This window comes from Massilia terrae, assembly GCF_024753145.1.
Taxonomy (GTDB): Bacteria; Pseudomonadota; Gammaproteobacteria; order Burkholderiales; family Burkholderiaceae_D; genus Telluria; species Telluria terrae.
Genome location: NZ_JANUGU010000003.1, coordinates 250,756 through 271,916 on the forward strand (window position 1 = coordinate 250,756; position 21,161 = coordinate 271,916).

A 21,161-nucleotide genomic window follows, 5' to 3' on the forward strand; every position below is an offset into this window, starting at 1 on the left:
GACCGCCGTTCCCGCGCAGGCCGGAACGACGGTATTTCGCTTACGCCGCCGGCACGCCGATCAGCTTGGCCGCCGTCAGTTCGGCCGTCTCCTGCAGGTGGTTGCCGTTCAGGTCAGTCCAGATCGTGACCTGGACCTTCTCCACGTTCTTCAGGTAGTCGGTCTCGCTGCCAGCGTTCACCTTGAACAGGTAGCCCGCGTTGTATGCCGCCAGGTCGGCGCCGGTCGACTGCGCGTTCAGGGCCACCAGCTGCACCGCATCGGCCGCCGCCTGGCTGGCGACGAACACTTCCAGCACGTCCACCGCCGCCGCGCCCGAAGGATCGGTGCCGCCGTTCGCGCCGCCGTCGATGTAGTTGACGCCGGCGCCGGTCACGAAGTGGTCGCCGAACGCGGTGCCGCTGACGGTGTCGCCGCCGCCATGGGTCTGGATGTCGGCGCCGCGTCCCAGTTCGGCCATCAGCGCTTTCACCTGGTTCGACAAGGCCGCATCGGCGCTGAAGGTCTCGCCGTGCAGGCTGCCGCTCACCGTCGCCAGCCATGGCAGCGTGGACAGCTTGGCGCCGGTGGTGTCGAGGGTCGGGTCGACGAAGGCGCGCACCGTCTCGGCAACCGTGACGCCGATCTGCACCGTGGTGCTCATATAGCTCGCGATGTTCTGCTCATCGGCGAGCTTCCACTGCAGCGTCACAGATGCGCCGGGCGCCGCGCCGGCATTGGTGTAAGCGATGCCATGCAGCGCGCGGTTGACCAGGCCCTGCGTCGCGGCGTCGCTGAAATGGATCACCAGGCTGCCGCCCGATTGGTCGACCGTGCCGATCGCGGTGCCGCCCACGCTCAGCACGTGGTTGGCGAAGCTGACTTCACCGCTGGCCACGAACACGTCGTCCGCACTGGCGCCGCCCTGGCGGGCGATGTTCAGCGAGGCGTAGGCGTAGTTGCCCTGCCCCGCCAGCTCGGCGTCGTACAGCGCGCCGTTAAAGGCCAGCAGTGCCGGATGCAGCCCGTCGGCCTGGACGTTGAAGGGCAGCGAGTTGGCATACGGCGTGCCGAAGGTCGAGTCCAGGCTGCCGTCCATGTTCAGGCGCACCAGCGCCATGCTGGCGTCGGCGTCGACATTGAAGCTCGATATGCCCAGCACCACCAGCTTGCCGTTGACCAGCGCGAGACCGGCGGCGCGGTTGTCCATTCCTTGCAGCGCGAGCGCCACCACGCCGTGGTTGCCGAAACCGCTGTCGAGCGAGCCGTCGGCGTTCAGGCGGGTGACGGTCAGCGCGCCGCCGTTGGCGGTGCCGCCGCTCCAGCCGGCGGTGACGATCTTTCCGTCGTCCTGCACCAGCATGTACTGGCCGCGATCCACCGCGCCGCTCTGGTGCAGCACCACCTTGCCGCCGCTGCCGAAGCTGGTGTCGACGCTGCCGTCGGCGTTGAAGCGCGCCAGCGCCAGGTCGGCGGCGGCGCCGTTGAACGCGTCGCCGGCAAGCAGGATTTTGCCGTCGCCTTGCACCACCACCGAGTAGGCACGGTCGTCGCCCGTCCCCACCGGCAGCAGCACCTTGCCGCCGCTGCCGAAGCTGGTGTCGAGCGAGCCGTCGGCGTTCACGCGTACCAGGGCGAAGTCGAGGTCGGACGCGCCGGCCGCGGTCCCGGCCAGCAGCAGCTTGCCGTCGCCCTGCAGCACGGCGGCGGAAGCGCGGTCGATGCCGGCGGACGCCGCCACCACCAGCGTACCGGTGCCGTTGAAGGCCGTATCGAGCTGGCCGCTGGCGGTGAGGCGCACGGCCGCCATGTCGCCGCCGCTGGCGCTGCCGGCGTTACCGGCAACGACAATCTTGCCGTCGGCCTGCACCATCAGCTTGGTCGGCGTATCGCTGCCCGCGCCGAGCGAGACGATGGCCGCGCCGTTGGTGCCGAAGCTGCCGTCGACCGTGCCGTCGGCGTTCAGGCGCACCACCTTGAAGTCGGCGCCCGGCGCCCACGTCGACGACACCGCCATCAGTACCTTGCCGTCCGCGAGCACCACCGGCGGTGCGATCACCGAGCCGAAGCTGACCGGCAGCAGCACCATGCCGCCCGAGCCGAAGCTGGTGTCAAGCGAACCGTCCGGATTGTGACGCGCCAGCGCGGTGGTGTAGTTGTCGCCGTTCGCGACCATGTCCATCAGCGACAGTGTCAGCATGCGGCCATCCGCCATCGTGGCCAGGCCGGTCGGCGTGAAGTCGAAGCCGGCCCGGATCAGCGCCACGCCCGCCGGCGCACCGGCGAAGCTCGGCGGGCTGTCCGGCACCAGCGTGATCATGCGGCCGAAGGTCACTTCGTTTGCATCGGTTCCATAGTCGCGCTGACCGTTGTGGTTCAGGTCATTCCAGATCATCACGCGCACGTCCTCGATGTTCTTGACGTAGTCGATCTCGCTGGTCCCGTTGGCGATCTTGAAGCGGTAGCCCTCGGCGTAGGCAGCGCCGTCTGCGCCGCTCATGTCCGCGGTCAGTGCTGTCGACGTGACGGCATCGGCTTCGGCCTGGCTGGACACCATCATCTCGAGCACATCGCGCGCCTGGTTGCCGGACGCGTTGCCCGGCAGGTTGGCGCCGCCATCGGCCTTGTTGACGCCCTTGCCCAGGTTGATGTTGTCGGCGTAGTCGCTGCCGACCACGACGTCGTTGCCGTCGCCCATATCGATCCAGGCGCCGGCCTTGTACTGCCCCATCAACGCGCGGGTGGCCGCCGACACGTTGGCGCTGACGCTGAAGCTGTCGTCGCCGGGACCACCGTAGGCCCAGGCCATCTGCGGGAGCGTGTTCAAGGTCGAATTCGGCGTCACTTCGTCCACGACCAGCGAGAACGGGATGCGGCCGTACCAGCTCATCTCGCTGCCTTCGCGCTGGCCGTTGTGGTTGGCGTCGGTCCAGTTCCAGATGTTGGCCACCTCGATGTTCTTCACGTAGTCGATCTCGGCGCCGGCCATGATCTTGTACGTGTAGCCTGCCGCGAAGGCGGCGGCGTCGGTGGCGTCGCTCATGCCGGTGGTGAGCTTGAGCGAGCTCACCGTGGTGCCCGGCGCGACGTAGATGTCGAGTTCATCGCGCGCCATCACGCCGTTCGGGTTGGTGCCGCCGTTGGCGCCGCCGTCGGCGTAGTTGGTGCCGCGCCCAAGTTCGACGGTATCGCCCCAGGCCGAGCCGACGAAGGTGTCGTTGCCGTCGCCCAGGCTGGCCCACACGCCGCGTCCGTACTGGTCCATCAGCGTACGCGTCGCGGCGCTGACGTCGGTGGCGACGTTGAAGCTGTCGTTGCCGTACCAGCCGTTGGCCCAGGCGAAGTTCCATGCGTCCTTCAGCGGGTGGCCGGCGGTGTCCTTGGTGGCGTCGGTCGGGCTGACCGGGAGCTCGTTCACCGACAGCACCAGCGACTCGCCGCGGGCGTAGACCGTCTCGCCGCTCTGGCGCAGGCCGTCGTCGTTGGAGTCGGTCCAGGTGAAGATGTTGACCTGCTCGATATTCTTCAGGTAGTCGATCTCGGCGCCATTGGTCACCTTGACGTCGTAGCCGGCGTCGAAGGCGGTCTTATCGGCGCCGGTCGCAGTCGCGTCCAGCTTGACCACGGTGACCGCATCGGCCGCGGCCTGGCTAGTGGCGTAGACATTGACGATGTCCTTGCCGGCCGTGCCGTTCAGTGTGCCGGCCTGCGCGCCGCCATCGACCTTGTTGGTGCCGGCGCCGAGGACGAACAGGTCGCTGTAGCCGGTGCCGGTGACGTTGTTGTCGCCCGGCCCCATGTCGTAGTAGCCGCCGTGCTTGTACTGGTCCATCACCGCGAGCTGCGCGGCCGAGAAGCCGGTCGCGCTGTCGAAGCTGTCGGCTGCCGCGGTGCCGTTCACCACGCCCGGATAGGTCAGCGTCGCCAGCGGCGTGCCATCAGGCGCGTTGGCCGGATTGTTGACCGAAGCGACCTTCTCGTACACGCGCATCCCGATCTGCACGGTGGTGCTGCCGGTGGCCGACAATGCGCCGCCGGTGCCCTGCGCGCCGCTGTTCCCGTCCGAGAAGGTCCAGTCCATGATGACCGAGGACGGCGGCGTGGCGCTGGTGTTGGCGTAGCCGATGCCGTGCATGACGCGATTGACCAGGCCCTGGGTGGCGGCGGCGGTGAAGGTCAGCGTCAGCGTGCCGGCGTTTTCCGTGCCCGTGGCGACAATGACGGTCCCGATCATCAGGTTGCCATTGTCGTCGGCGGTCAGCTCGTTGACCGGGAAGTAAGTGTCGTCCGCGCTGGCGCCGCCGTGGCGCGCGAAGGTCAGCGTGGCGCCGGCGTAGCTGCCGGCCTTGGAAAGCTCGGCATCGAAGATCGATACGTTGGCGTCCAGCGCGACCGGATGGATGCCGTCGCCCTTCACCGTCCCGCCCAGCGAGGACGGGTTGCTCACGCCGAAGGTGGCGTCCGGCGTGCCGTCCGCGTTCAGGCGCAGGATGAAATTACTGGTGTCGTATTTGCCGTCATTGACGCTGCTGCCGAACACCACAATCTTGTCGCCTACCAGCGCCAGCGAATTGGGCTGCTCGGAGATGCCGTGCACCGTCGTCTTGGCGACGCCGCCGCTGCCGAAGCTGGTGTCGAGCGTGCCGTCGGCGTTGTAGCGCAGCACCGCGACCTGGCCATTCATGCTCGACGAATTGAAGCCGCTGTCGGACAGTACGAGGATCTTGCCGTCGGCCTGCACCTTCATCGCCACCAGGTTGTCGTTGAAATTGCTCAGGTGGGTCTTGACCACGCCGGCCGTGCCGAAGGTGGTGTCGGCGCTGCCGTCGGCGTTCAGGCGCACCAGCGCCGGATCCCAATCGGTGGTCGAGTCGGCGCCGGTCCTGGCGTACCCGCCCAGCAGGATCTTGCCGCTCGCGAGTACCTCGACGGTGGTCGCCAGGTTGGCGCCGGGGCCGATCGGCATCAGCACCTTGCCGCCGCTGCCGAAGGTGGTGTCGAGCGTGCCGTCGGCATTCATGCGCACCACCGCGACTTCGTTGACGCTGCCGTTCGGCGCGAAGCCCGCCAGCACCAGTTTGCCGTCGGCCTGCACCGCGACCGCGTTGGCGGCGGCGTTGCCGGCGCCGAGCGACAGGGTGAATTTGCCGCTGCTGTTGAAGGAGGTGTCGAGCGAACCGTCCGCGTTCAGGCGCACCACGGCGAGGTCGCGGCCGGTGGCCGATTCGGTGTTCCCGACCATGACGATCTTGCCGCTGCCGTCGACCAGGATCTTGCGCAGCGACTCGGCGCCGCTGCCCAGCGAGACCGTGGTCGAGCCACTGGCGCCGAAGGTGGTGTCGACGCTGCCGTCCGCATTCATACGCAGCACGCGGAAGTCGGCCGTGGCGCCATAGGTCGAGACGCCGACCAGCAGCTTGCCGCCGGAGAGTTCGAGCGGCGCCGCGACGCTGCCGTACGAGGTCGGGATCTGCACGCGCCCGCTGCCGCCGCCGAAGCTGGTGTCGACGCTGCCGTCGGCGTTGGCGCGGGTCAGGTAGATCATGTAGTCGGCGCCGGGCGTGGTGCCGTAGGACACCGTCAGCAGCTTGCCGCTGGCGAGCGCGATGCCGCCCAGCGCGCCGTAATCGGCGCCGAAATCGCTGACCGCGACGCCGGCAGGCACGCCGGTGAAGGTCGGCGCGGTGTTGGGCGCGACCGGCGGCGTGGTGAGGTCGATCGAACGCGCGAAGGTGACCTCGTTGGCCGGATCCGTGCTGGATGCGAAGTCGGGCAGTCCGTTGCCGTTCTTGTCGGTCCAGATCTGGATGTTGACCTGCTCGATGTTCTTCACGTAGTCGGTCGAGACGCTGCCGTTGACCACCTTGTGCGTGTAGCCGTCGGCATAGGCCTGGCCATCGGCGCCGGTCATGTCGGCGGTCAGCTTGGTGACGGCGACCGCGTCGGCCGCGGCCTGGTCGGCTACCAGCAGCTCGAGCGTGTCGCGCGCGGCGTGGCCGGTGGTGTCGGTGCCCTGGTTGGCGCCGCCGTCGATGTGCTTCACGCCGGCGCCGGCGCGGATATAGTCGCCCCAGTTGGAGCCGACGACGGTGTCGTTGCCGGCGCGGGTGTCGACGAACACGCCACGGCCCACCTGCGCCATCAGCGCGCGGGTGGCGGCGGTGACGTCGGTCGCGGCGTTGAAGGTGTCGTTGCCGTTTGTGCCCTCGCCCCAGGCCAGCTGGCCGTAGGTGGACAGGAGGTTGCCGCCGCTGTCGCGCGTCGGGTCGGTGGTGCTGACGCTGACCTCGTCCACCAGCATCGACAGCGCGATGCGATGGTGGTACTGGACCTCGCCGTTGTCGCGCACGCCGTTGCTGTTGGCGTCGGTCCAGGCGTTGACGTTGACGACCTCGATGCCCTTCACGTAGTCGATCTCGGCGCCAGCCATGACCTTCCAGGTGTAGCCGGCCGAATAGGCGGCGGCGTCGGTGGCGTCGCTCATCCCGGCGGTCAGCGCGACCACGCTGACCTTGCCGGCGTCGGCTGCCGCCACGGTCACGTTGAGCTGGTCGCGCGGCTGGCCACCCCACGGATTGCTGCCGCCGTTGGCGCCGCCGTCCACGTAGTTGGTGCCGGTGCCCATGTCAAACCAGTCGGCGTAGGCCGAGCCGACCGCGGTGTCGTTCCCCGCGCCCGTGTTCACCCATACACCGCGGCCGTACTGGTCCATCAGCGCGCGGGTCGCGGCGCTGACGTCGGTGGCGGCGTTGAAGCTGTCGTTGCCGTTCCAGCCATTGGCCCAGGCAAAGGCAGAGTAGGTCGAGAGCGGCGTGCCGCCGTTATCCTTGGTCGGATCGGTGGCGCTCTGGACGATCTCGTTCACGCCCAGCACCAGCTGCACGCCGCGCGAGAAGGTGGACTCGTTCGACTGGCGCAGGCCGTCGCCGTTGGCGTCGGTCCATTGGAAGATGTTGACCTGCTCGACGTTCTTCAGGTAGTCGATCTCGCCGCCGTTGACCACTTTGACGTCGTAGCCGGCGTCGAACGCGGCCTTGTCGGCGCCGGTCGCGCTGGCATCCAGCTTGACCACGCTGACCGCATCGGCCGCGGCCTTGCTGGTCGCGTAGACGTTGACGATGTCCTTGCCCGCCGCGCCGTTCAGCGTGCCGGCGTTGGCGCCGCCATCGACCTTGTTGGTGCCGCCGCCGAGGATGAACAGGTCGCTGTAGCCGGTGCCGGTGACGGTGTCGTCGCCCGGCCCCATATCGAAGAACGCACCGTGCTTGTACTGGTCCATCACCGCGCGCTGGGCCGCGGAGAAGCCGGTAGCGCTGTCGAAGGTATCGGCTGCGGCGGTGCCGTTCACGACGCCGGGATAGTTGAGGTTTGCGAGGAGGGTACCGTCCGGCGCGGTGTCGGGGTTGGTGACCGAGTGCAGCTTCTCGTACACCTGCATCCCGATCTGCACGGTCGTACTGCCGGTAGCCGACAAGGGGTGGCTTGCAGTCCCGTCGGAGAATGCCCAGTCGATCGTGACCGACGACGGCGGCGTGCTGCTGGCGTTGGTATAGCCGATGCCATGCAAAGCGCGGTTGACCAGGCCCTGGGTGGCGTTGGTGTTGAAGGTGACGGTCAGCGTGCCTGCGGACTGGGTCACGGTGCCGATCACGATGGTCCCGATGATCACGTTGCCGGTAGCGTCGACAGTAACCTCGCCCACCGGGCGGAACACGTCTTCGGCATTGGCGCCGCCATGGCGCGCCAGGGTCAGCGTGGCCCCCGCATAGTTGTCGCCCGAGGCCAGCTCATAGTCGTAGATGGCCGCGTTGGCGTCCAGCGCCACCGGGTGGATGCCATCGACCTTGATGGTGCCGCCGAGCGAAGTCGGATTGTTCACGCCAAAGGTCGTGTCAGGCGTTCCGTTCGCGTTCAGGCGGACGATCACATTGCTGGTGTCGAAATTGGTGTCATTGACGCTGCTGCCGAACACCACGATCTTGTCGCCGACCAGGGCCAGCGAATTGGGCTGTTCCGCAATGCCGTGGATCGTTATCTTGGCGACTCCGTTGTTGCCGAAGCTGGTGTCCAGAGTGCCGTCGGCGTTGTAGCGCAGGACCGCCACCTTGCCGTTCATGCTCGACGCGTTGTAGCCGGTGTCGGACAGCATGACGATCTTGCCGTCGGCCTGCACCTTCATCGCCAGCACGTTGTCGTTGAAGTCGCTCAGGTGGGTCTTGACCACGCCGCCGGTGCCGAAGCTGGCATCGGCGCTGCCGTCGGCATTCAGGCGCACCAGCGCCGCATCCCAGTCGGTGCTGGCATCGGCGCCGGTCCTGGCATACCCGCCCAGCAGGATCTTGCCGCTCGCGAGCACTTCGACCGTGGTGGCGAGGTTGGCGCCAGGGCCGATCGGCATCAGCACCTTGCCGCCGCTGCCAAAGGTCGTGTCGAGCGTGCCGTCGGCGTTCAGGCGCACCACCGCGACCTCATTGAGGCTGCCGTTGGGTGCATAACCCGCCAGCACCAGCTTGCCGTCCGCCTGCACCGCGACCGCGTTGGCGACGGCATTGCCGCTGCCGAGCGACAGGGTGAACTTGCCGCTGCCGTTGAAGGTATTATCGAGCGAACCGTCCGCGTTCAGGCGCACTACCGCGAGGTCACGGCCGGTGGCCGATTCGGTGTTCCCGACCATCAGGATCTTGCCGCTGCCGTCGACCAGGATCTTGCGCAGAGAATCCGCGCCGCTGCCGAACGAGACCGTGGTCGAGCCATTGGTGCCGAAGGTGGTGTCGACGCCGCCGTCGGCACTCAAGCGCAGGACACGGAAATCGCCCGTGCTGCCATAGGTCGAGACGCCGACCAGCAGCTTGCCGCCGGAGAGTTCGAGCGCTGTCGCCGTGGTGCCGAACGAGGTCGGGACCAGCACACGGCCGGTGCCGCCGCCGAAGCTAGTGTCGATGCTGCCGTCGGCGTTGGCGCGGGTCAGGTAGAGCATGTAGTCGGCGCCCGGGGTCGCGCCATAGGAGACCGTCAGCAGCTTGCCGCTGGCGAGCGCGATGCCGCCCAGCGCGCCGTAGTCGGCGCCGAAATCGCTGACCGCCACGCCGGCAGGCACGCCGGTGAAGGTAGGCGCGGTGTTCGGAACAGGCACGGGCGGCGGCGCCAGGTCGATCCACTTGCTGGTGCCGGTCGCGGACTCGTGCAGCCAGATGCCTTCGATATTCTTCAGGTAGTCCTTCTGGGTGCTGCCGCTGCCGTAGGTGACCATGAAGGCGTAAGCCGGATCGTCGGACACAGCGACGGTGATGGCAGCCATCTCGGCGGCGCCGCCAACGGTGATGTCGAACACGTCGCGGCCCTGCTGCCCGTCGGGAGCGATTTCGGTGCCGCCGTCGATCTTCGAATTGCCCTGACCGTTGCGGAAGTAGTCGGCATAAGCGGTGCCGGTGATGACGTCGTTGCCGGCGCCACCGTCGACGTAGACACCGTGCTTGTTGGTGGCCATCGCCGCCTTCAGGGCGCTGCTCAGCAGCGGCGTGTCGCCGGACAGGTCGATGGTGTCGGCGCCGGCGGTGCCTGTGACCCAGGCCAGCGTGCTGCCCTTGACCGCGTTCGGATCGGAGGTGTTCACCTCCTGTACCAGCACCGTGAGCGGGATGTCGCGCGCCCAGGTCGTGCTGCCGTTGGCGCCCGCGACCTGCACCGTCACGCGCTCGATGTTCTTGATGTAGTCGGTCTCGCCACCCGCCACCACCTTGTACGTGTAACCGTTGGTGAAGGCCTGTGCGTCCGCGCCGCTCATGCCGGCGGCCAGCTGGGTGACCTGAACCGCGTCCGCTGCGGCCTGGTCGGCGACCGTCACGCGCAGCACGTCGATGGCCTTGCCGCCCCACGGCGGCGAGCCTGCGTTGGCGCCGCCGTCGACGTAGTTGGTGCCGGCGCCGGCGTTGATGTCGTCGCCGTAGCCGCTACCGGTCACGGTGTCGTTCCCCGCGCCCATGTCGACCCACACGCCGCGCTGGTGCTGATCCATCAGGGTGCGCGTAGCGGCCGAGATGTCGGTGGCGGCGTTGAAGGTCTCGTCCAGCGCCGTGCCTTGCGCCCAGGCGTAGTCCAGCGAATTGGCGAGGTCGCCGCTGGATGGAATCTCATACACGGTCTGCGCCAGCGCGATCCACTTGCCGGTGCTGGTGCCGGTGACGTTGATGCTGACCGCCTCGATGTTCTTCAGGTAGTCCTTCTGCGTGCTCCCGCTGCCGTAGGTGACCATCCACTGGTAGGCCGGGTCGTCGGACAGGCTGACCTGGATCGCGTTCAGCTCCGCGGTAGAGGCCACCGCGATCTCGAACACGTCGTTGCCCTTGGCGCCACCGGGGCCGGCGTTGGCGCCGCCATCGATCTTCGAGTTACCGGGGCCGTTGCGGAAGTTGTCGGCAAATGCGGTGCCAGTGATGGTGTCGTTGCCGGCCCCGGCATCGACCCAAACGCCGCGCCCGCGCGCCGCCATCGCCGCCTGCAACTCGCTCGACAGCAGCGTGCTGCCGCTGGACAGGTCGATGCTGTCGTTGCCCGCGGTGCCGTTGACCCAGGCCAGGTGGTAGTAGTTGACGCTGGCCGGGTCGGCCAGGTTCGCTTCCTGCACCACCACGGTCAGCGGCACGTCGCGCGCCCACGTGCTGCCGCCGCCATTCGCGGCGACCTCGATGCTCACGCGCTCGATGCCCTTGATGTAGTCGGTCTCGGCGCCCGCCACCACCTTGTGCGTGTAGCCGTTGGTGAAAGCCTGCGCGTCGGCGCCGCTCATGCCGGCCGTCAGCTGGGTGACCTGCACCGCGGCGGCCGCAGCCTGGTCGGCCACGGTCACGTGCAGCACGTCCTGGGCCTTGCCGCCCCACGGCGGCGAGCCGGCGTTGCCGCCGCCGTCGACGTAATTGGTGCCGGCGCCCACATTGATGTCGTCGCCGTAAGCGCTGCCGGTCACGGTGTCATTGCCCGCGCCGAGGTCGACCCAGACCCCGCGCTTGTGCTGGTCCATCAGCGTGCGCGTGGCGGCCGACACGTCGGTCGTGGCGTCGAAGTGGTCGTCCTGCGTGGTGCCCTGCGCCCACGCGTAGTGCATCGAATTGGCGAGGTCGCCACTGGCGGCGATTTCGTTGACGTTGACCGCCAGCGGGATCCACTTGCCGGTCGTGGTGCCGGCGACGTTGATGGTGATCGCCTCGATGTTCTTCAGGTAGTCCTTCTGCGTGCTTCCGGAACCGTAGGTGACCATGTACTGCCAGGCAGGATCGTCCGAGGCGCTGACCTGCACGGCGCTCATCTCGGCGGTGGAGGCCACGGTAATCTCGAACACGTCCATGCCGCCGGCGTTGGCGCCGCCGTCGATCTTCGAGTTGCCCGCACCGTTGCGGAAGTTGTCCGCGAACGCGGTGCCGGTGATGGTGTCGTTGCCGGCGCCGCCGTCGACCCACACGCCGTGCCCGCGCGCGACCAGCGCCGCCTGCAGCTCGCTCGACAGCAGCGTCGAACCGCTCGACAGGTCGATGGTGTCGGCGCCCGCCGTGCCATTGACCCAGGCCAGGTGGTAGTAGTTGGCGCTGGTGTCGGCCAGGTTCGCTTCCTGCACCACCACGGTCAGCGGAATGTCACGGGCCCAGGTCGAGCCGCCATTGGCGGCCGCGACCTGCACGCTCACGCGCTCGATGCCCTTGATATAGTCGGTCTCCGCGCCCGCCATCACCTTGTGCGTGTAGCCGTTGGTGAAGGCTTGCGCGTCCGCGCCGGTCATGCCGGCGGTGAGCTGGACCACCTGCACAGCGTCCGCTGCCGCCTGGGTCGCGACGGTCACGTGCAGCACGTCCTGCGCCTTGCCGCCCCACGGCGGCGAACCGGCGTTGCCGCCGCCGTCGACGTAGTTGGTGCCGGCGCCAACGCTGATGTCATCGCCGTACGCACTGCCGACGACGGTGTCGTCGCCCGCGCCAAGATCGACCCAGACACCACGCTTATGCTGGTCCATCAGCGTTCGCGTCGCTGCCGAGATGTCGGTGTTGGCGTCGAAGCTGTCGTTGAATTGCGAGCCCTGCACCCACGCGAGGTCCAGGTTGTTCGAGACGTCGGTGCTGCCGTCCGCCTCCATGACATTGATCGCCAGCTGCACGGTCTTCGCGAAGGCATAGCTGCTGCCCGAGGAGACGAACACGTTCACCTGCTCGACGTTCTTCAGGTAGTCGATCTCGGTGCCGTTGCTGACCTTGATCCGGTAGCCGGCCGCATAGGCTTCGCCATCGGCTCCGGTCGCGGCGGCGTCGATCGCCACCACGGTCAGCGCATCGGCGGCGGCCTGGCTGGCCGCGAACACATTGAGAACGTCGCGCGCGCGTGCGCCACCGGGCAAGGTGCCCTGGTTATCGCCGCCGTCGGCGTAGTTGGTGCCGTCGCCGAGGTTGAACGTATCGCCATAGGCCGAGCCGATGACGGTGTCGTTACCCGCACCCATATTGACCGTGATGCCACGGCCGTAGGTGGCCATCAGGGTCCTGGTGGCCGCGCTGATGTCGGCGGCGTCGAAGGTCTCGGCGGCGGCCGTGCCGTTGGCGATGACGAAGAAGTACTGGCTGGCCAGCGTGGGACCCCAGGCGGTCTTGGTGTTGTCGGTCGGGTCGACCGGAATCTCGTTGATGATGACAGTGTTCGAAGTGGTCATGTCGGTGTCCTCGGTGCGTCCGTGTCAGGTGCGTTTGTTATTGCCGGCTCAGGTACCGGGGAAGGTGTTCGGGGGCAAAGTCGGCGCCTGCGTCGGCGCTGCAGTCGGTGCCTCCGTCGGCGTCGGAGTCGGCGCCGGCGTGGGAGCCTGGGTCGGGGCCGCGGTCGGAGCCTGGGTCGGCGCGAGCGTCGGCGCAAGCGTCGGCGCCTGTGTCGGTGCCGGTGTCGGTGCGTCGGTCGGGGCGGGAGTCGGCGACACGGTCGGCGTCGGTGCTTGTGTCGGGGCAGGGGTCGGTGCTTGGGTTGGAGCCTGGGTCGGAGCCTGGGTCGGAGCCTGGGTCGGCGCCGGGGTCGGAGCTACGGTCGGCGCCGGTGTTGGTGCCTGCGTTGGAGCCGGTGTTGGGGCCTGCGTCGGCGCTTGCGTCGGAGCCGGGGTCGGTGCTTGCGTCGGCGCGGGAGTCGGTGCTTGCGTCGGCGCGGGCGTCGGCGCCTGGGTCGGAGGCCAGGTCGGAGCCGGCGTCGGGGCTTGCGTCGGCGCCGGGGTCGGCGCAGCCGTCGGAGCCGGCGTCGGCAAGCCGCTCACCGGCAGCTGGTCCACTGCGCGCTGCACGCTTTCAAGAATGGGCTGCGCCTGCGAAGATGCCGACGGGATGGACGGCATGTTGGCGGTCGCCGCCGCCAGCGCCATCACCGACGGCGCGACGCCCGCATCGCGCACCACGGCTTCGAGCCGCGGCGGGTCGCCGGCCGGCGACTGCGCCACCTGGGCGGCACGCTGGGACGCGGCGACCTGCGCCGACTGGATCACCGCCAGGCGCGAATCGACGTAGGTGACGAGGCCCGCCTGCAGGGTCGAGCCGCTCGCGTCCGGGGCCATCTGCAGCAGCTGGCTGAGCGCGACCGCGACCGTGGCTTCGGCCAGGCTGCCGATGTCGGCCGCCAGCGGACCCGCGGCGTGCGCGGCCGGACGGTTGGTGAAGAAGCGGTCCTGGTTGGCAACCGCGCCGCTGATGATCGATGCGGCGCTGGGCAGCGCCGCGCCCGTTCCCATCGCGGCCACCTGGCGCACGATTTCGGCGCCGACGGCCTGCGCCACGCGCGCCATCGACGCCGCGCTGTTGCTTTCGGTGCCGGCCTTGTCGCTCGCGGCCAGCACTTCCATCGCCTTCTGCAGCGCGACCATCTTCTGCAGCAGCGCCTTCTCGGTGCCGGCGATGCTCAGCGGATCCTTGTCCAGCGCCGCCACCGACGACAGGCCGAGCGCCTTGGCCATCGTGTCGCGCGCCTGCGCCAGCGACGGCACGGCGCCTGAAGCGACCATGCCGGCGATGATCGAGCTGACCGGGGACACCGGCACCGACGGCTTGCTGGCCGCGTCCTCGACCAGCGCGCTCATGGCGCCGGTGAAGGGTTTTCCGGTCGAATTGTCGGTGCCGCCGGTCGCGCGCAGGCGCTGGCCGTTGATCTGCGCCACCGACAGGCTGGCGGCCAGCGAGTAGCGGCCGGCGCTGTCCGTCACCGCGCCCGGTTCGTCGGCGTCCTTGACGTTATTGTTGTTCAGGTCGAGCCAGACCGTGGCGCCGCTGACGTAGCCATCGGCGACGATGCCGGTGAGCGTGGTGCTGACGGGTGGCGGTGGCGGGTTGTTCGAGCCGCTGCCGGGATTGGGGGCCGGGTCGCCGCCTCCGCCTCCGCATCCGGTCAGGGCCAGGGTGATCGCCAGCGCGAGAGTGCTGGGTTGGGGTGCACGGTGTTTGATGGTCATGGTCTTCTCTCGTGAAATCTGATCGCGCGCGTCGTGCGCGAGGCGAGAAGAACAGACAGGCAGCGGCGCACCCGGCCCTCGGCAAGGCTGCGCCTGACGCTCCGGCGTGAGACGGAACGGCTCCCTTTTCGTGACTCTCCCCGCCCGCGGTTTGGTGTTATTTGTCAGTACGCGCAGGCCGGATCGAGACTATGAGAATTATTAAACAGGAGCAATTCCCCATTTGGGGTATGGACGTTGTTGGCGGGACGCGGCAGTCATTCTTTGGAGCAAACTTCCTTTCATCAATTTCATGTAACCGTGATACGCTTGGACCGCCGTACTTTTGGTGCGCCGCCGCGGCATGGCGCACGCTTGATCCAGCGCGAAATGCGGGAACGCTGCCCGGCTAGCATCCCGCGAGACAAGTCCAGACACGACAACATGAAAGAGACGATTTTCGTCAGCATCGCGTCCTACCTCGACCCGATGCTGTTCTTCACCCTCAACGACGCAGTTGCCAAGGCGCGCCATCCGGAACGGCTGTCGTTCGCGGTCGTCGACCAGAGCGTCGAGGACCAGCGCGAAGCGATCGGCGGCCTGCCCTTCGCGCAGCAGGTGCGCTACGTGCACGTGCATCCGCAGGACACGCTCGGCGTCTGCTGGGCGCGCGCGACCGCGTTTTCGCTGTACGACGGCGAGGACTACATCCTGCAGATCGATTCGCACATGCTGTTCGAGGAGGATTGGGACCAGAAGCTGCTGGCGCAGCACGCGAAGCTCAGGCTGCGCTCGGCCAAGCCGATCGTCAGCACTTATCCCTACCGCTTCGACTTTGTCGACGGCGTGCCGCAGCCGATGAAGAACGAGGGCCGCACGGCTCTGGTGCTGCGCCCGCATCCGGAGAAGAACCCGACGCAGGAGGACGCGGTGCTGCGCTTCATGGCCCGCCACCTGTTCACCGACGAGCCGGTGCTGGGCTGCCACGTGTCCGCCGGCTTCCTGTTCGCGGGCGGGAGCTTCGTCGAGGAGGTGCCTTACGATCCCTACCTCTACTTCCATGGCGAGGAGCAGAGCCTTGCGGTGCGCGCGTTCACGCGCGGGTGGGACATCTTCCATCCGCTGCTGATCCCGGTCTACCACTTGTACAAGAGCGAAGGGACGGCTTACCAGACGCACCACTGGCATGGCGAGAACGAGGCCAGGCGCGCCTTCCGGTCCAGCTACCTGCTGGAGCGCGCGCGCAAACGACTGAACCGGCTGCTGATGGGCGACGGCCTCCCGGGCGCGTATGGGCTGGGCAGCGTGCGCACGCTGAAGCAGTACAGCGAGATGTCGGGGATTGATTACGCCAATCAGAGGATCAGCGATCCGTTTGGTGGGAAGCTTTGCTGAGCTGAGCTTTCGAAGGCAAATGGGGGTTCCCGCTTTCGCGGGAACCCCATTTTGCAAGCGAAACGCTAGCGCTTACAGTACCGTGTTCGTGCGCATCACCGGATACAAATCCAAGCGCTCGTCCCACGACGCATGGCGGTGCGCGAAGAACTCCAGCCGCGCGCGCGGGTTCTTGGCGAATGCCTCATCCGTCTCGACCTTGCGCTTGAACTCCGCCGCCAACGCCGGATCGGCCGCCATCTGCTCGCGCGCCACGTCCTCGGCCACATAGGCTTCCATGTACTCCTTGCGCTCGTAGGCATTATTGAAGAAGCCCCACTGCAGCAGGGAGTCCGGCGCCTGCGGCTCCAGGATGGCCATCACCAGCCGCGCCTTCGGCTGCGCGATCGGCACGAACAGCGAACCCTTCGCGATCGCGCGGGCCTCGTTCTTCCAGCTGCCCTGCAGCGACAGCCGCTGGTGCGATTCGAACGAGGTCTTGGCAAAGCTGACCTGGTCGGCGCGATAGGTCTCGACCTCGGCGCGATCGCGCGCCTTGTCCAGCACCCGGTAGGCGATGCCGTGCAGCTTGAGCTTGTCGCCGACCAGCTGGGCGAACGCGGCCGGCACGATGTAGCCCGCGCCGGGAGCGGTCGCCTGCACATCCGGCACCACTTCGTCGCGCAGCGGAACGCGCCACACCTGTGGCTTCGTCTCATCGTAATGGATCATGACGGCGCCCGACACGTCCGACTGGGTGCGCGTGTAGGCATAGCCGTTGAAGTCGACCATGTGCGAGCGCTCGGTGGTCTTGTACGACAGCGCGACCGGCTGGCCGGCGAGCTGGCGCGCGCGCTGGTCGGCGGCCGCCGCCTCCTGCTGCCACTGGCGGCCGTGCTGCGCCACCTGCTGCAGGATCGAAAGCACTGTGTTGCGGGTGATGCGCACGCGGGTCGGGTAGTCCTTCCACGAGTGGGTCTCGACCAGCACGCTGATCCGGTTACGCAGCTGGAAGTAGCCGGTCGAGAAACGGGGCTCGTACACCATGTCCGAGAAACCGGAGGACGGATCGTCGGTCTTCAGGAAGGACATGTAGTAGGACTGCGGGCTCGATCCCTGCTTGCTGATGTAGGCGATGATTCCGCTGCGCAGCGCCAGGCCGGCCTTGCGGAATTCCGCATCGCCCGAGTTGACCGGTTCGGCCTGGATCGAGACGTCGTGCTGGAACTTGGCGCCGTCGGTCACGTGCAGGTCGACCTGGACCAGCGGGTCCCAGGCGTTGATCAGCGCCAGCATGGCCTGCATCTCGGGCGCGTCGCCCTTCACGTAGTCGCGGTTCAGGTTGAAGTTCTGCGCAGTGGTGCGCCAGCCCATTTCGAGCGGGCCACGCTGGTTGGGGCGGTTCCACTTGGCGAAGCGTTCGTGGCCGTCGACGTTGAAGACGGGGACGAAGACCAGCACCTGCTTGTCGAGCGCGCCCTTGCCGACGCGGCCTTCCAGCAGTTCGCGCAGCGCGAGGAAGCCGGCGTCCTTGCCGTCGATCTCGCCGGCGTGGATGCCGCCCTGGATCAGCGTGACCGGCAGGCCCTGCTTCTTCGCCGCCTGCGGGGTCAGCGCGCCGCTGCCGTTGACGACCAGCGCCAGCATCGGCCGGCCTTCCGGCGTCACGCCGTACTGGACGCACTTCACCTGCTTCGGCCAGGCTTGCTGGAAGGCGGCGCAGAGCTTGACGACTTCGTCGTAGCGGCCGGTCTGCTCGAAGCCGGAGCGTTCGGAGAATGTGGCGAGGTCGGGGGCAGCGTGCGCCAGCGGCACGGCGGCCAGCAGCGCGGTCAATACGGCGGCACGAATCATCGAAAACTCCGGCTAATTGGAAGCCGGAGATTATAGTCGCGTTCGTGACGGCTGCGACTGCGTTCGACGCTGCGGGCGTCGCCACGAAATGGGGTTCCCGCGTTCGCGGGAACGACGAACTGTCAAGGGGAACGGTTTATAAGGTTTATACCGTTCCCCTGCGGCGTCGTCAGTGCCGGCGTTGCGGCAGCACTTTGACGGAGGCGGCCTCGGGCCGCACCAGGTCGAGCGCCTGCATGCGCGCGCCGGCGTTGGCTGTGACCGGGCAGGTCCGGGTCTGGTTGTAGGACAGCGCCGCGGCAAGCATGCCTTCGGCGGTGTCGCCCTGGGCGTGGCTCATGTCGTCGGACACGCTGCAGGTCGGCGCCAGGCCGTCCGGGTAGTCGCCGAAACCCTTGTTGTTCACGCCCATGAACTCGATCGAGAAGTAGGTCGTGCCGCAGTTCGGCGTCGGCGTGAATCCATACGGCTTGCCGCAGGTGGTGGCGCCGATGATGTTGACCTCGACGTCGACGCCGCGCAAGCCATTGATGACCGACTCGCTGGCCGAGCAGGTGCCCTTGGTGGTCAGCACGGTCACGCGCTTGAGCCCGAGGTAAGGCAGCGCGGTGCCGGCCGCGATCGGGCTGGACGCGGTGAAACCGTAGGCGGTCGAACGGAACTCGATCGGGGCCTGGCTTGGCGACTTGTCGTTGTACTGCAGGCGTTCGAAGGTCTTGCCCGAGGTCGCGCCGGGGCCGGCGATCATGTAGGCCAGCTCGCTGGCGACGTACAGCAGGCCGCCGCCGTTGTAGCGCATGTCGATGATCAGGTCGGTGACGTTGGCCGCCTTGAGCTGCGTGATCGCGTCGACCAGCTGCTTCTCGGAGACGTTGTTGTGGCTTTCGAAGTCCATGTAGCCGACCTTGCCGGCCGGGGTGTCGATCACCTTCACGTTCTTCACCGGCGCCACGCTGACCGTGATCGCCTTCATGGTCGCGTCGTAGTTGGCGCCGTTGCGGCGCAGCGTCAGCGTATGGGATTCGCCTTCGGCCACCGGGAACAGGCCGGCGTTGATCTTGTCGACCGATGCCTTGTCCGAGGCATTGACGAAGTCGACGCCATCCACGTACAGCAGCAGGTCGCCGCGCTGCAGGCCGGCGGTGGCGGCCGGCGAACCCGGCTCGATGACGGTAGCCAGCCAGTTACGCGGCGCGGTCGAGCTGTTGGACGCCCAGGTGATGCCGTAGCCGAGGTTCAGGCCAGCGTTCATCGCGTCCCAGTCGGCGGTGGAATAGGTGAAGTGGTACTTGTCCTTGGGTTTGCCGGCTGCGGTCAGCGCATTCGTCTTCAGTTTGGCGAAGTAATCGATCGCCGTGCTGTAGTCGGCCATGTGCAGGTTGGTCGGGATCTCGCTGTACCACAGGTAGTAGGCGTTGGCCCAGCCGCGCAGGAACAGCATCTCGTCCTGCAGCGTGCCCTGGCGGTCCGGGAAGGCCTTGCCGCTGGCATCGAAACCCGTGCGCGGCTTGGCGCACGAGTTCCAGTAGTTCCAGAGCGTGCTCTCGGTCGGGATCGGGTCGGCCGTGACGCCGCCGCTGGTGTCCGGCGGCGGCGTCGTGGTGCCGCCGTTGGAGCTGGAGTTTCCGGAGTTGCCGCCGATATTCGGCGCGCCACCGCCGCCGCCGCATGCAGCCAGCAGCAGGGCCGCGGCCAGCGCGGACGTGAACAGTCGGGCAAGTGCGGTCGTACGACCAGGGCGTAGGTATGTCATGCAGCCGATTATAGACGTGCCCGCCTGCCGCAGTGAAACGAACTGTAACGTGAGGAAAAAAACCTGAACCGGCTTCGATCCGGCTCAGGTTTTCATGGAGCAATGTGGCGCGAAACGGACAGGATTTGCCCGTCTTGCATACGCCGCTTCAGTCAGCCGGCACGGGGTTGCGGAAGCTCACGCTGAGCAGGTTCCAGCCGTTGATGGTGGTGATCGCAAAGCCGAGCTCGGCGATTTCCTCGTCGGTGAAGTGCTGCTGCAGCATAGCGAATTCCTCGTCGGACGGGTCGCGCTGGGGGATATTGCTCACGATCTCGGCCCAGCGCAGGGCCGCGCACTCGCGCTCCGTAAAGTACGGCGCCTCGCGCCAGCCGGCCACCGCGTTGATGTGGCGCGGATCCATGCCCAGCTTGACGAGGTCCTTCCAGTGCATGTCCATGCAGTAGGCGCAGCCGTTGATCTGCGAGACGCGCATGAACACGAGCTCCGTGAGGCGCGCGCCCAGCAAGTCCTTGCGGATCGAATTGGACAGGTTGTACATGGCCTGGAAAGCCTTGGGGGCGAGCTTGAAATACGGCAGGCGGGCTTGGTGCGTCATGGAGTTCTCCTTTGGTCAGCGGCGGCCGCTCCTTGCGGCTGCCCATGTCCATTAGACGCAGCGGCGCGCGCGCTTGTGACAGGCGCGCGAAAAAAATCAGCCGGCGGCGATGCGCGCCAGCTTGTCAGGATTGCGCACCGAGTAGATGGCGGCGATGCGGCCGCCGTCGAAGGCAAAGGCCTGCGCCGACTCCAGCACGCCGTCGACGTAGCGCAGCAGGCCCGGTTCGCCGTTGATGGTGGCGGCGCGGTAGCTGATGGTCGGGCCGTTGCGGCGCCAGGTGACGTAGTACAGATTGGCCAGGCGCAGGGCGCCGCTGATGAGCTTTCCGAAGGACGGCACCTTGCCGCCGCCGTCGCTGACCATGTGCACGTCATCGGCGAACAGCGCCATCATCGCGGGCCGGTCGCCGGCGCGCGCCGCGTGGATGAACTTGTCCACCAGGGCTTTGTGGGCGGCGCGCGGAACTTCGAAGCGCGTCCGCTCCTGGCGCACGCGCTCGGCGGCGCGATGCACCAGCTGGCGGCAGGCCGCTTCGCTCTTGCCGAGGGTGGCGGCGACGTCGGCGTAATCTTCATCGAAGGCCTGGCGCAGCACGAAGGCGGCGCGCTCCTCGGGGCTCAGCCGCTCCAGCACCCACATCAGCGCGAGCGACAGGTCGCTGGCCTGCTCGGCCAGCCGTTCCGGGGTCTGCTCATCGACGTCGACCAGCGGCTCCGGCAGCCAGAAGCCGGTGTAGGCTTCGCGCTCGGACCGGGCCGCGCGCAGGCGGTCGATCGACAGGCGGGTGACGATGGTGACCAACCAGGCTTCGGGCGACTGCAAGTCGTCTTTACTGCTGGCGTTCCAGCGCAGCCAGGCGTCCTGCACGACGTCCTCGGCTTCGGCACGGATGCCGAGCATGCGGTAGGCGATCGAGAACAGCCGCGGTCGCAGCTCGGCAAAGATGACGTCGGGGTCGGTCCCCGTGGATGGGCTCATGAGAATTCCTGGAAGGGTCGCATAAGCATAAGACGAAACGCGGCGGCTCGCTGTGACAGCCCACCCCAAAAAAATCCCAAACCGGGGTCAGGTCGTCCAATCAATCAAAATTTCAACAGCGAAATTTGGGCGGCCTAAAGTGCTTACTGTTTCGCAATTTTGATTCTTTGGACGACCTGACCCCAGGTGAA

The 21,161-nt window shown here is 67.5% G+C and carries 7 protein-coding genes; 1 reads left to right on the forward strand and 6 read right to left on the reverse strand.

All coding sequences use genetic code 11. The features are described from left to right. Nucleotides 1-40: 40 nt before the first annotated feature. The gene (locus NX778_RS12050; protein WP_258811983.1) at nt 41-12,667 is read right to left on the reverse strand and encodes a hypothetical protein; all 12,627 of its coding nucleotides are present in this window, start codon (nt 12,665-12,667) and stop codon (nt 41-43) included. A gap of 48 nt (nt 12,668-12,715) precedes the next feature. Further along, nucleotides 12,716-14,431 carry a hypothetical protein gene (locus tag NX778_RS12055; RefSeq protein WP_258811984.1) on the reverse strand — a complete coding sequence of 572 codons (1,716 nt, stop codon included), beginning with the start codon at nt 14,429-14,431 and terminating at the stop codon, nt 12,716-12,718. Between the two features lie 423 nt (nt 14,432-14,854). Here NX778_RS12055 and NX778_RS12060 point away from each other — a divergent pair, with 423 nt between their 5' ends. Next, complete coding sequence (locus NX778_RS12060; protein WP_258811985.1) at nt 14,855-15,805, forward strand: GlcNAc-transferase family protein; 951 nt, start codon at nt 14,855-14,857, stop codon at nt 15,803-15,805. A gap of 72 nt (nt 15,806-15,877) precedes the next feature. On the opposite strand, the gene NX778_RS12065 is transcribed toward NX778_RS12060, so the two are convergent. The 4 genes from NX778_RS12065 to NX778_RS12080 all read right to left on the reverse strand — a co-directional run bounded on the left by NX778_RS12065 (nt 15,878) and on the right by NX778_RS12080 (nt 20,970). Then, nucleotides 15,878-17,638: a M14 family metallopeptidase gene (locus tag NX778_RS12065; protein ID WP_258811986.1), complete on the reverse strand. Its 1,761-nt coding sequence runs from the start codon at nt 17,636-17,638 to the stop codon at nt 15,878-15,880. A gap of 169 nt (nt 17,639-17,807) precedes the next feature. Then, on the reverse strand, nt 17,808-19,391 hold the full coding sequence (locus NX778_RS12070; protein ID WP_258811987.1) for a S41 family peptidase: 1,584 nt from the start codon (nt 19,389-19,391) through the stop codon (nt 17,808-17,810). A gap of 148 nt (nt 19,392-19,539) precedes the next feature. Further along, nucleotides 19,540-19,989, reverse strand: a complete 450-nt coding sequence (locus tag NX778_RS12075; protein WP_258811988.1) for a carboxymuconolactone decarboxylase family protein — start codon at nt 19,987-19,989, stop codon at nt 19,540-19,542. Nucleotides 19,990-20,085: 96 nt separating this feature from the next. Then, a complete protein-coding gene (locus tag NX778_RS12080) occupies nt 20,086-20,970 on the reverse strand; it encodes an RNA polymerase sigma-70 factor (protein WP_258811989.1) in 885 nt (294 codons plus the stop codon). Between the last annotated feature and the right edge of the window lie 191 nt (nt 20,971-21,161).